General features: G+C 72.8%; 11 protein-coding genes. 6 read left to right on the forward strand and 5 right to left on the reverse strand.

Translation table 11 applies throughout. The features are described 5' to 3' along the window. The 3 genes from Q1K33_RS19265 to thpR form a co-directional block, all read left to right on the forward strand. Positions 1 to 1,252: MFS transporter (locus Q1K33_RS19265; RefSeq protein ID WP_300406374.1), on the forward strand; the 1,252-nt coding region annotated here is incomplete at its 5' end. 185 nt (positions 1,253 to 1,437) lie between these two features. Further along, complete coding sequence (locus tag Q1K33_RS19270) at positions 1,438 to 2,196, forward strand: VIT family protein (RefSeq protein WP_300406375.1); 759 nt, start codon at positions 1,438 to 1,440, stop codon at positions 2,194 to 2,196. Positions 2,197 to 2,286: 90 nt separating this feature from the next. After that, positions 2,287 to 2,847 carry an RNA 2',3'-cyclic phosphodiesterase gene (gene thpR / locus Q1K33_RS19275; RefSeq protein ID WP_300406376.1) on the forward strand — a complete coding sequence of 187 codons (561 nt, stop codon included), beginning with the start codon at positions 2,287 to 2,289 and terminating at the stop codon, positions 2,845 to 2,847. Here the strand turns inward: thpR and Q1K33_RS19280 are convergent. Then, complete coding sequence (locus Q1K33_RS19280) at positions 2,811 to 4,412, reverse strand: glycerol-3-phosphate dehydrogenase/oxidase (RefSeq protein ID WP_300406378.1); 1,602 nt, start codon at positions 4,410 to 4,412, stop codon at positions 2,811 to 2,813. The genes thpR and Q1K33_RS19280 overlap by 37 nt on opposite strands. Next, a complete protein-coding gene (locus tag Q1K33_RS19285; RefSeq protein ID WP_300406379.1) occupies positions 4,409 to 5,023 on the reverse strand; it encodes a TetR/AcrR family transcriptional regulator in 615 nt (204 codons plus the stop codon). The genes Q1K33_RS19280 and Q1K33_RS19285 overlap by 4 nt, the downstream gene beginning before the upstream one ends. A 17-nt stretch (positions 5,024 to 5,040) precedes the next feature. Between Q1K33_RS19285 and Q1K33_RS19290 the strand changes: the two genes are divergently transcribed. Further along, positions 5,041 to 6,687: an FAD-binding oxidoreductase gene (locus Q1K33_RS19290; protein ID WP_300406380.1), complete on the forward strand. Its 1,647-nt coding sequence runs from the start codon at positions 5,041 to 5,043 to the stop codon at positions 6,685 to 6,687. After that, positions 6,680 to 7,618 carry a diacylglycerol kinase family protein gene (locus Q1K33_RS19295; protein WP_300406382.1) on the forward strand — a complete coding sequence of 313 codons (939 nt, stop codon included), beginning with the start codon at positions 6,680 to 6,682 and terminating at the stop codon, positions 7,616 to 7,618. Before Q1K33_RS19290 ends, Q1K33_RS19295 begins: the two co-directional genes overlap by 8 nt. 76 nt (positions 7,619 to 7,694) lie before the next feature. Here the strand turns inward: Q1K33_RS19295 and Q1K33_RS19300 are convergent, their stop codons facing one another. Then, the gene (locus Q1K33_RS19300) at positions 7,695 to 8,369 is read right to left on the reverse strand and encodes a pirin family protein (protein WP_300406383.1); all 675 of its coding nucleotides are present in this window, start codon (positions 8,367 to 8,369) and stop codon (positions 7,695 to 7,697) included. A 16-nt stretch (positions 8,370 to 8,385) separates the two neighbouring features. Here Q1K33_RS19300 and Q1K33_RS19305 point away from each other — a divergent pair, with 16 nt between their 5' ends. Next, positions 8,386 to 9,765 carry a GH1 family beta-glucosidase gene (locus Q1K33_RS19305; protein ID WP_300406384.1) on the forward strand — a complete coding sequence of 460 codons (1,380 nt, stop codon included), beginning with the start codon at positions 8,386 to 8,388 and terminating at the stop codon, positions 9,763 to 9,765. 26 nt (positions 9,766 to 9,791) lie between these two features. On the opposite strand, the gene Q1K33_RS19310 is transcribed toward Q1K33_RS19305, so the two are convergent. Both Q1K33_RS19310 and Q1K33_RS19315 read right to left on the reverse strand, forming a co-directional pair. Next, a complete protein-coding gene (locus Q1K33_RS19310; RefSeq protein WP_300406385.1) occupies positions 9,792 to 10,529 on the reverse strand; it encodes a sulfotransferase in 738 nt (245 codons plus the stop codon). A gap of 2 nt (positions 10,530 to 10,531) precedes the next feature. Next, a complete protein-coding gene (locus Q1K33_RS19315; protein ID WP_300406386.1) occupies positions 10,532 to 11,251 on the reverse strand; it encodes a class I SAM-dependent methyltransferase in 720 nt (239 codons plus the stop codon). Between the last annotated feature and the right edge of the window lie 309 nt (positions 11,252 to 11,560).

The raw sequence follows: 11,560 nt of genomic DNA on the forward strand, positions 1-11,560 counted from the left end.
GGCCGCGCCCTCGCGACCAGGGGGTCGCGACCGGCCCGAGCAGGCCTGGGCCTACCCGCTCGTGATCACCCTGCTCGCCGTCTCCCTGGGAGTCTCCGGAGCGCCGGCCCCGCTGTACGGCCTCTACGAGGAGCGCTGGGGCCTGGCGCCGCTGACGACCACGCTGGTCTTCGCCGCCTACGCCTTCGCCGCCCTCGGGGCCGTGCTGATGGCCGGGCGCGCCTCCGACAAGTACGGCCGCAAGCCGCTGCTCGTCGGCGCCGCCGTCACGATGCTCCTCGGGCTCGTCATCTTCATGACCGCCCAGGGAGTGGCCGCCCTCTTCGTCGCGCGCACCCTGCACGGCGCTGCGGTCGGTACGGCGGTCGTGGCGGGCAGCGCGGCCCTGCTCGACCTGCGCCCCCACGACGGGGCCCGCACCGGTCAGCTGACCGGGATCATGTTCAACGTCGGGATGGCCGCCACGATCCTGAGCGCCGCGGTGCTCGCCGACCTGGGTCCGGCCCCGTTCGTCACGCCGTACGCCGTCGTGGGTGTCGTCGTGCTGGTACTCCTCGTCGGCGTGCTCGCGATGCAGGAGCCCCACGGTGCGCGCACCGGCGCCGCCGGCGCTCGGCTGCGGATCAGCAGGCCGCAGGTGCCCCCGGAGATCGCGGTGGACTTCCGCTTCTCCGTCCTCGGCGTGATGGCCTCGTGGTCGGTGCTGGGGGTCTACCTCTCGCTCTTCCCGACGTTCGCCGGGGTGTCGACCGGGATCGAGAGCATCGTCTTCGGTGGGGCGGTCGTCGCCACCATGGCCGGGTCGGCGGCGGTGAGCCAGGCGGTGTTCGGTCGGATCGAGGCGCGTCGCGCGGCGATCGCCGGTGACTTCGGGATGGCGATCACCCTGGGGCTGAGCGTGCTCGCCCTCGACAGCGGCCGTGCCTGGGAGGTGTGCGCCGTCGCCGTCCTGATGGGGCTGACCTTCGGGCTGGCCTTCGGCGGATCCTTGCGCCACCTCGGCCACGTCGTGCCGCCCGACCACCGCGGCTCGGTGATGTCGGCCTACTACGTGCTCGCCTACGGCGCGATGGCCGTGCCGACGATCGTCGCCGGCTGGGCCGCGACGACCTGGGGCCTCGACGCCGTCTTCCCGTGGTTCTCCCTGGCCGTCATCCTGGCCTGCCTCGCAGCCGGCGTGCTGGGTCTGCGCACCTCGTCGCCGCACGTCGCGCACGACGACGCGGTGGCGGCCGGTCCCCTCACGGCCTGAGCCGACCTGAGCGTCCCCCGGTCAGGGGCACAGGCCGGGGAGCGGCAGGCTCGTGCAGAACTGGTCGATCGGACCGGTGCCGCCGTCGTCCTCCCGTCGCCGCCCCGTCGCCGTCGCAGATGGCCGCGTGGCAGCGCAGCCTCGCCTTGCTTGATCGCACCAGCGGACCGGTCCACGATCAGGCCATGACCAGCGAGACCACCGAGCCCGTGGGCGACCCCGTCCACCCCGAGGACATCGGGCCGCACGCCGACGAGCCGCACCACGAGGGCGTGGCGAGTCGACTCAACTGGCTGCGCGCGGGGGTCCTGGGCGCCAACGACGGCATCGTCTCGACCGCCGGCATCGTGGTCGGCGTCGCCGGCGCCACCACCGACCGCAGCGCCATCGTCGTGGCCGGTGTCGCCGGGCTCGTGGCCGGCGCGATGAGCATGGCGGCCGGCGAGTACGTCTCGGTCTCCACGCAGCGCGACTCCGAGAGGGCGCTGCTGGCCAAGGAGCGTCGCGAGCTGCGTGACGACCCCGACGACGAGCTGGCCGAGCTCGCCGACATCTACACCGGCAAGGGCCTGGACGCCGACCTGGCTCTCGAGGTCGCCCAGCAGCTGACTGCCCACGACGCCCTCCGGGCGCACGCCGAGGCCGAGCTGGGGCTGGACCCCGACGAGCTCACCAGCCCCTGGGCCGCGGCCTGGGCATCGATGATCTCCTTCACGCTGGGCGCCCTCCTGCCCCTGCTCATCATCAGCCTCATCGCTGCCTCGGCACGCGTCTGGGTGACCATCGTGGCGGTCACGGCAGCCCTCGCGCTGACCGGATTCGTCAGTGCGCGACTGGGCGAGGCGCCGCCCGGCAGGGCCGTCGTGCGCAACATGGCCGGCGGCCTGTTCGCGATGCTGGTCACCTTCCTCGTGGGCTCCCTCCTCGGCACGCGCATCGGCTGAAATCCCTGGCTCGCAATCGCGTGCGACGCCCACACTGGTGGCATGAGTCGGGGAGGAGGGCCAGCGAGAGGTCGACAGAAGGGCACCAGGATGTTTGCGGCGATCGTGCCGCCCGAGGAGGTCGTCGAGGACCTCGACGCCTTCCTCGAACCACGACGGGAGCACGGATTCTTCCGGTGGTCGCCGCCCGAGCAGCTGCACGTGACGCTGGCCTTCCTCGCGTCGGTCTCCGACCACGCCGTCGAGGACCTCGAGGAGGGCCTGGCCCGCGCAGCCGCCCGCCGCCCGGCGTTCCCCGTCCGCATCGCCGGTGGTGGGGCCTTTCCGGACCCGGCCCACGCTCGGGTCCTGTACGCCGGCCTCGACCTGACGTTCGAGGACCGTACCGAGCTCGACCGCCTGGCGACCGGGGCGCGAGCCGCTGCCGGTCGGGCGGGGGTCCCGGTCGACGGCCGGCGCTTCCGCCCGCACCTCACGGTCGCTCGCCTGGGCCACCCGACCGAAGCCACGCGCTGGCTTCGGGTCCTCGACGCCTACGAGGGGCCCGCCTGGACCGTCGACCGGGTCGCGCTGGTGGCCTCCCACCTCGGTGAGGGTCCGCGGGGTCGTCCGCGCTACGAGACCGTCGCCGAGCTGCCGCTCGGAGGCTGACCGGTGCGGGACCGCGCCTGCGCGCGGACCGTGGCGAGGGCGTGCTCGGCAGCCGGTCGTGCGGCGTCGCGATCGGCCGGGACGAGGCCGATGCGGGTGCGCCGGTCCAGCAGGTCGTCGACGTCCGCCGCCCCCTCGTGAGTGACCCCGAAGACCAGCTCGGCGAGGGTCACCGGCACGCGGTCGGAGACGGGGGCCAGCAGCGCGTCGTCGTCCAGTCCGGTCACGTCGCGCGCGTTCGACAGCACCAGCGCGGCGTCGATGCCGTAGCGACGCACCAGACGCGTCGGCAGCTCGAGCGCGGCCAGCTCGGCGCGAGGTGCAGCGCCGAGCAGGGGGAGGGTCGCGGTCCGGCAGGCGCGGGTCGTCAGCCCGGCCGCGGTGGTGGCCGCGTCGACCGCGTCCTGCGCCATCCGGCGGTACGTCGTGAGCTTGCCGCCAACGACGGTCACCACCCCGGTGCGACTGGTGAGGACGGCGTGGCGGCGGGAGAGGTCGGACGTGGAGCCGTCGGCGCCGGTGTCGAGCAAGGGACGCAGCCCGGCGAACGCGCCGACGACGTCCGAGCGGTGCAGCGGGCGTGTGAACGAGGCCGAGACGACGTCGAGCAGGAAGCCGATCTCGGACTCCGAGGGCGTCGGTACGTCGGGCATCGGGCCCTCGACGGGCTCGTCGGTGAGGCCGACGTAGAGCGTGCCGTCGGGCTGGGGGAGCACCATGACGAAGCGGCTGGTCGACCCCGGGACCGGCGCGAAGACCGCAGTCGTGAGGCCGGGCAGGGTCTCGGCCCGCAGCACCAGGTGGGTGCCGCGGCTGGGGCGCAGGCGCACCTCGTCGACCAAGTCGCCGGCCCAGACGCCGGTCGCGTTGACGACCGCGCGCGCCGTGACGGTGTGCGTGGCGCCGGTCAGCTCGTCGCGCAGGTCGACCCGGGTGCCGGTGGCGCTCAGCACCCGCGCGCGGGTGCGGACGTGCGCTCCGTGGGCCGCGGCGGTGCGCGCGATCGTGGTGACCAGCCGGGCGTCGTCCTCGAGCTGACCGTCCCACGACAGCGTGCCGCCCGTCAGGCCCGCGGAGCGGAGTGGGGGCGCCATGGCGAGGAGCTCGGTCGTGGACAGCCGCCGCGGTGGCGGCAGGGTGTCGGGTGACGTGCGGGCTCCGCGGCGCAGCAGGTCGCCGGCGCGCATCCCGGCGCGGGTCAGCAGCTGTTGCGCCCGGCCCGTCGACGACGTGAACGGCACGACGTACGGCATCGCGCGGGTGAGGTGCGGCGCGGTGACCTCCATGAGGATGCCGCGCTCTACGGCGCTCTCGTGGGCGACGCCGACCTGGCCGTTGGCGAGGTAGCGCAGGCCGCCGTGCACGAGCTTGGAGGACCAGCGCGAGGTGCCGAAGGCGAGGTCGTGGGCGTCGACGGCGAGCACCGACAGGCCGCGGGTGGCCGCGTCCAGGGCGACGCCGGCGCCGGTGACGCCGAGACCGATCACGACGAGGTCGACCTCGCTCGGGGCCGCCGCGAGGCCGGGGGTGATGCGGGAGGTGGGGGAGGTGGGGGAGCCGCTCACGGCAGCAGTCCTCTCGTCAGGAGGTGTGCGAGCTCGCTCTCGACGTCCTGCTCGCTCACCTGCCCGTCCACCATCGTGTGCGCGGAGAGGACGAAGCCGTGGGCGGCGAGCAGCACTCCGCGGGCGATGCTGCTCGGGCTGCCCGGGCGCACCTCCCCGGCGGCCTGGCCGGCGAGGATCTCACGCTCGACGACGTCGAGGATGAGGTCCTGCGAGCGCCCGCGACGCGAGAGCAGGTAGGGCAGGATCAGCTCGGGGTCCAGCTCGACGATGCGGACGAACAGCTCGTTGGCGCGCAGGGCGCGCACCGTCGCGGTGATGGCGCTGACCAGGCGCTCCACGCGCGGCAGGGTGTCGTCCTGGTCGGCCACCGCGCTCGCCACGATGCCCGACCACTCGCGGGTCATCAGGTCGGCCAGCAGTCGCGGCATGTCGGCCCAGGTGCGGTAGATCGTCATCCGCGAGACGCCGGCTCGACGAGCCACCTCGGTCAGTGTCGTACGACGCCAGCCGACGTCGAGCAGGCAGGCGCGCGCGGCGTCGAGGTAGAGGTCCCGGGGATCCCGGGTCGGCCCCGGATCGGGCGTCTGGTTGTGACGAAGTGACGTCATGTGTAACACTGTAACACGTGAGCCAGACGACATCGCCGTCCCTGCCCTTCGTCCAGTCCGAGATGCACCCTTCCCGCTGGGGCGACCCGGCCCTGGCGGGCCCGCTGCCCGACTCCGCCCGCGGGCTGGTCGAGCTGGCCTTCGGGCTGGCCGACAGACCGGCCCTCGCCGAGCCCGCCCTCCCCGAGAGCGGACTTGCCGACGACCTCGTGGTTGCCCTGCGCGCCGTCGTCGGGGACGAGTTCGTGCTCACCGACGACGCCACCCGGCGCCTGCGCACCCGCGGCAAGTCCACGCCCGACCTGCTGCGGATGCGCGCCGGCGACCTGGGCGACGCCCCGGACGTCGTCGTACGGCCTGCCGGGCACGACGAGATCGCCGCCGTGCTCGCCCTGGCCGTCGAGCACCGGATCGCGGTCGTCCCCTTCGGGGGCGGTACGGCGGTCACCGGCGGGCTGGCGGCTCGGCGCGACGGCTTCGCGGGACTGATCTCGCTGGACCTGGTGCGGATGAAGGGTCTGCTGGACGTCGACGAGGTCTCGATGACCGCGATCCTCGAGCCCGGACTGCGCGGACCCGAGGCCGAGGCACTGCTCGCCGAGCGCGGCCTGACGCTGGGGCACTATCCACAGTCGTTCGAGTACGCCACGATCGGCGGCTTCGCCGCGACCCGGTCGAGCGGCCAGTCGAGCGCCGGCTACGGCCGCTTCGACGCGCTCGTCGTCGGCTTGCGCGTGGCCACGCCGCGTGGCGAGCTGCGACTCGGCAGTGCCCCCGCGAATGCCGCCGGGCCCGACCTGCGCCAGCTGATCCTCGGCTCGGAGGGCGCGTTCGGGGTGATCACGGCCGTCACGGTGCGGGTGCGCCGACTGCCGGCCGTCAAGGTCTACGAGGGCTGGCGCTGGTCGTCCTTCGACGCCGGGGCCGAGGCGATGCGCACCCTCGCGCAGGCGGGCCTGCTGCCCACCGTGATCCGACTCTCCGACGAGAACGAGACCGCGATCAACCTCGCCCGGCCCGACGAGATCGGCGACGGCGACGGCAGTGCTGGCACTGACAACGGGGGCGCCGGGGCCGGTTGCCTGATGATCACCGGCTACGAGGGGGAGTCGGCGGCGGTCGCCGCCAAGCAGGCCGCTGTCACCGCCGTGCTCGAGGGCCTCGGGGGTACGCCGCTCGGCACCGAGCCCGGCGAGGCCTGGGCGCACGGCCGCTTCGGCGCGCCGTACCTGCGTGACGCGATGCTCGACGTCGGCGTGCTCGTCGAGACGATGGAGACCGCGACCTTCTGGTCCAACCGCGACCCGCTCTACACCGGGGTCAAGGACGCGCTCGCCGCAGAGCTCGGCGACGGCGCGATCGTGCTGTGCCACATCAGCCATGTCTACGAGACCGGCTGCTCGCTCTACTTCACGATCGCGGCGAAAGGCGCCGACGACCCGCTCCCGCAGTGGCTGCGGGCCAAGGCGGCCGCCAGCGACGCCATGATGGCGGCGGGTGCGACGATCACCCACCACCACGCCGTCGGGACCGACCACCGGCCGTGGCTGACCCAGGAGATCGGCGAGCTCGGTGCGTCGGTGCTGCGGGCGGTCAAGGCCGACCTCGATCCCACCGGCATCCTCAATCCCGGAGTGCTGATCCCCGATGCCGCCGATGTCTGACCCCCGCTCCTTCACCTTCCTGGTCAACCCGGCCTCCGGTGGCGGGGCCGCGCCCGGCGCGGTGCTCCCTGTCTCGCGCCTGCTCCGCGACGCCGGGGCGCGCGTGGACGTCACCTACTCGCCCGGGCCTCAGGCCATGGCGGACCTCGTCGAGGCGGCCGTGGCGCGCGGCGACGTGGTGGTCTCCGTCGGCGGTGACGGCATGCTCTCGTCGTTGGCCGGCTCGGTCTCCCTCGCCGGAGGAGTGCTGGGGGTGCTGCCGGCCGGACGCGGCAACGACTTCGCCCGGATGCTCGGCCTGCCCGACGGTGCCGAGGAGCAGGCCGCGGTCCTCCTGTCCGGCCTCGAGCGCCGCGTCGACCTGATCGAGTGGACGCTGCCCGGCGCCGCACCCCGACGGGTCGCCGGCTCCGTCTACTGCGGCGTCGACGCGCGTGCCGCCGAGCTCGTGGACGGCGCCCACCGCCTGCCTCGCAAGCTCCAGTACCCCTATGCCGCGATCCGCGCCCTCGCCGGCTACAAGCCCGCGACCTACCGGGTCTCGGTCGACGGCGTCGTCGGGGAGTACGCCGCGTCCAACGTCGTGGTCGCCAACTCCTGCTACTACGGCAAGGGCATGAAGATCGCGCCCGCGGCCGTCCTCGACGACGGGCTGCTCGACGTGGTCGTGATCGAGGCCGCGTCCAAGCTCTCGCTGATGCGCTCGCTCCCGAAGGTGTACGACGGCGCGCACGTCGACCTGCCCCAGGTCACCGTGCTGCGCGGTCGGCGCGTCGAGGTGGCGGCGGACCCGACCACACGGGGCGCCTCCGGCGTACCCGTCGGAGGTGACGGTGAGCCGCTCGGCGCCCTGCCGCGTCGCGCCGGAGCGCCGGCACTGGTCGAGGTCCTGCCGGGGGCGTTGACGGTCCTGGCGCCCGGTCCGCGCTAGCGAACGGTGGCGCCTTGCCGGACGGCCGGCCTGGTGAGGCTCGCCACGCCGCCAGTCGGTGCATCCAGGCTCAGGCTCAGCCTGCGTCGAACACCCAGACCAGGAGCTCGCTCGGCACCGCCGCCGTCACCTCGTGCGGGCCCCCGTCGACGAACCGGAACGCGTCGCCCTCCTCGAGCGGCTCGGCCAGGCTCGAGCGCAGCAGCGCGCCGCGCGCGAGGTAGGCGTGGACGAAGGCGCCGCCGGGGAGAGTGACGGTGTCGCCCTCGTCGAGGCGGGCGACGGACAGCACGGCGCCGGGCACGGGCTCGACGACCCGGGTCAGGGTCCCGGTCTCCAGGGTCGGCGTCGACACGTCGTACGACGGCTCGGGGGCGCCCTCGTCGTCTGGGGGCGTCAGCCAGACCTGCACGAACCTCGTCTGGGGCGCGCTGGCGACCTCGCTGTGCTCGACGCCGGCGCCGGTCGTCAGCACCGCTACCTGACCCGGAGCCACCACGTGCGACGTGTCGGAGGAGTCGGTGTGGGTCAGCTCGCCGGAGACCACCCACGACACGATGACCAGGTCGGAGTGGCGGTGGGTCTCGAAGCCGCGACCGTTGCCCAGGAGGTGGTCGTCATGGCACACCATCGGCCCGAATCTCAGGTTGTCGGGGTCGTAGGCGGCGCCGAAGGAGAGGCCGTGACGGCTCAGGCGTCCCTCGGTTCGCTCGGCGAAGCATGCAGAAGCCCGGCGGATCTCGACACTCACGGGCATCATTGTGCCTGTGCCGCCTCCTCCCCCCGACGGGCGACCTGCCAGACCCCCAGGTCCGCCCGCGCTGCCCCCGGGGTTCGTGCTGGGCACGAGCACGTCTGCCTTCCAGATCGAGGGCGCCGCTGCCGAGGACGGTCGCGGCCCCAGCGTGTGGGACACCTTCAGTCGCCGGGCGGGGCGGATCAAGGACGGCTCGACCGGCGACGTGACCAGCGACCACTACCACCGCCTCGACGAGGACCTGTCGCTGCTGCGCGACCTCGGGGCGCCGGCGTACCGGTTCTCGCTGTCGTGGTCGCGCCTGCTCCCCGAAGGTCGCGGCACGCCCAACCGCAAGGGTCTCGACTTCTACGACCGCCTGGTCGACGGCCTGTGCGAGGCCGGCATCGAGCCGACGGCGACGCTGTTCCACTGGGACCTGCCGCAGGCGCTCGAGGACGACGCCGGGTGGCTCAACCGCTCGACGGTGGAGGCCTTCGCCGAGTTCGCCGCGCTGGTCGGGGAGCGCTACGCCGACCGGGTCGCGCACTGGATCCCGATCAACGAGCCCAACGTCGTGATGCTCATGGGGCACAGCCTGGGCATGCACGCCCCCGGCCGTGAGCTGATGTTCGACGGACTGCCGGTGGCGCACCACCTGCTGCTCGGCCACGGGCGCGCGGCTATCGCCCTGCGTGAGGCCGGGGCGCGCAGCATCGGGTGCGCCAACAACCACGCCCCGATGTGGCCGGCGAGCGAGGACGCCGCGGATGTCGGCGCGACGAAGCTCTTCGACGCCATCTGGAACGGGCTCTTCCTCGAGCCCATGCTGCTCGGCCGCTACCCGGTCGACCTGGCCCCGCTGCTCGAGGAGGTCGTCGCCCCCGGGGACCTCGCGGTCATCCGCCAGCCGCTCGACTTCTACGGCGTCAACTACTACCAACCGTTCAAGATCGGCGCCGCCCCGGAGGACGCCGAGATGCCCTTTCAGATGCTCGAGCTGCTCGGCTATCCCGTGACCGGCTTCGGCTGGCCCGTCGTCCCCGACGCGCTGCGCGAGTGGCTGATCATGTTCCGCGCGCGCTTCCGTGCGGCGCTGCCGCCGATCGTGATCACCGAGTCCGGCTGCTCGTACGCCGACGAGCCCGGCGTCGACGGCGTGGTCGACGACCAGCAGCGGATCGACTACCTCAACGCCCACCTGCACGCGGTCGCCGAGGCGGCGCAGCGCGGGGTCGACGTACGCGGCTACTACGCGTGGTCCCTGCTCGACAACTGGGAGTGGACAGAGGGGTTCACCCAGCGCTTCGGGCTCGTGCACGTGGACTTCGCGACGGGCGAGCGCACGCCCAAGAAGTCGTTCGGCTGGTACCGCGACCTGATCGCCGCGCAGTCCCGCTCCCTCGGCTGAACCGGTGATCCGAGGCTGGGTCGGGGTCAGACCGAGTGGCGCACGGCCATCGTCGCGCGCACCGACTCCTCGTCCCACGGCTCCCCGAGCCACGCGTACAGGCCCTGCAGCACGGTCGGGTCGGCGACGTAGTCGTCGTAGTGCACGTGGTACGCCGCGTCGCCCAGTTCGGCTGCGACCGCGAGGATCCGCCGCTCGGTCTCGGCCAGGTGCGCGGCGTTGTGCTCGCGGTCGCCCTGGGCCCACCAGCCGCTGGCGAGCACCGACTCGTGGGCGCGGGTGTTGACGAGGAAGCGCGCTCCCGGGAAGACCCGGCGCAACCACGCGACGTACTCCTCCATGTCCTCGCCGTACCAGCGGATCTCCTTGAAGCCGACCACGCGGGTGGCCGCGTGCGGCCGCAGCAGCGTCTCCAGGACCAGGCGACGGATGCCTGCCAGGGACGCGGCGAGCGGGACGTCGCCGATGCCGAAGAACGGGTGGGTCGGGGTGCGGTAGGCCTTCGCCGGGCCCTTGGACTTCTCGGTGACCAGGGTGCGGTGATAGCCGAAGAGGTGGTGCAGGGCATGACGGTTCTCGCCGCGGATGAGGTAGCCGGGGATGGCGTTGAGCAGGCCGCTGATCAGCGTCGAGCCGGAGCGGCCGTAGGTCATCACGAACAGGAACGACAGGTCGGAGTCCTCGTCGGCTCGCTTGCGCAGCCGCTCGACCTCGCGGGCCAGGCGCTCGTTCTGCTCGGCGAGCGCGCGGGTCTTCGAGCGCACGATCAGCGCCGGCGCAGGACGTACATCGACTGCCCGTCGGTCTCGCGACCGTAGACGAACTCGTCCACGGCGAGCCCGGCGTCGTACAGCGTCGCCTCGAAGAAGCGTCGGTCGAAGCGCACGCAGTGCAGCGCGCCCTTCCACTCGAGCTTGAGGTAGTCGGTCGGGTTCTCGACGCAGTCGGGCACGTCCTCCTCGACGAACGCGGTCACCCACGCGCGGCCCTTCGGGGCCAGGATGCTCGCGATCGTGGCGCCGTAGCCGGCGACGTCTTGGGTGAGCATGTGTGAGAAGACCGAGTAGGCGTAGAGGACGTCGACGCTCTCGGCCTCGGCCGGGATGTGGAAGGACTGCTCACCGTCGGGGTTGTAGCGCGCGTTGTGGGCGTCGACCAGCGTGAAGCGGGTGTGCTCGTCGGTCAGGTTGTCCTTGGCCCAGTTGAGCAGCTCGGGCTGGATGTCGACGCCGTGGTAGTCGGCGACGTTGCCCATCAGGTGCTTGATCCCGATCGCGAGTCGTCCGGCGCCGCAGCCCCAGTCGAGGACGCGCTTGCGCGGACCGAGCCCGGCGCGGCGTCGCAGCACGCGAGCATCGCGGACTCCGGCGTTGACGAAGTCGGCGTCCTTCTTGAAGTGCTGCCCACCCATCCGCAAGGCGTACGGCGGCAGCGGGATCGCGGGGTCGGGGGCGATCTGGTCTGCGGCTGGCGGGAGCGGGGTCACGGTCGGTGAGTCTAGAGGTCCACCGCCAGCGCGAGAGCCTCATCGACGTGCCAAGTCCCTGGGACCGAAGGTCTCCTGCCCGCCGCGCACCTCGGCTGCGAATGTCATGGACGTGCTCCGCTTCGAGGTCGACTCGCGGACGAGGCTCGAAACGGGATGTGCGGACTAGCGTCGGTGCCGACAGCGACCACAACGATGACGCGGGGTTGCGGCCTGGCCGATAGTGTGTTCTAATAATTGCAGCACGCGGCCGATGGTCGCATCCGATGCAGAAGTCCTCCGGTGGTGCTGTCGGGGCTCGTCATGATG

Source organism: Nocardioides sp., from assembly GCF_029937575.1.
In the GTDB taxonomy this organism is placed as follows: domain Bacteria; phylum Actinomycetota; class Actinomycetes; order Propionibacteriales; family Nocardioidaceae; genus Nocardioides.

Excerpts from the sequence above, each read along its gene's own strand:
- Q1K33_RS19270 (WP_300406375.1), top strand. The coding sequence starts at position 1,438 with ATGACCAGCGAGACCACCGAGCCCGTGGGCGACCCCGTCCACCCCGAG.
- thpR (WP_300406376.1), top strand. The coding sequence starts at position 2,287 with ATGTTTGCGGCGATCGTGCCGCCCGAGGAGGTCGTCGAGGACCTCGAC.
- Q1K33_RS19285 (WP_300406379.1), bottom strand. The coding sequence starts at position 5,023 with ATGACGTCACTTCGTCACAACCAGACGCCCGATCCGGGGCCGACCCGG.
- Q1K33_RS19295 (WP_300406382.1), top strand. The coding sequence starts at position 6,680 with ATGTCTGACCCCCGCTCCTTCACCTTCCTGGTCAACCCGGCCTCCGGT.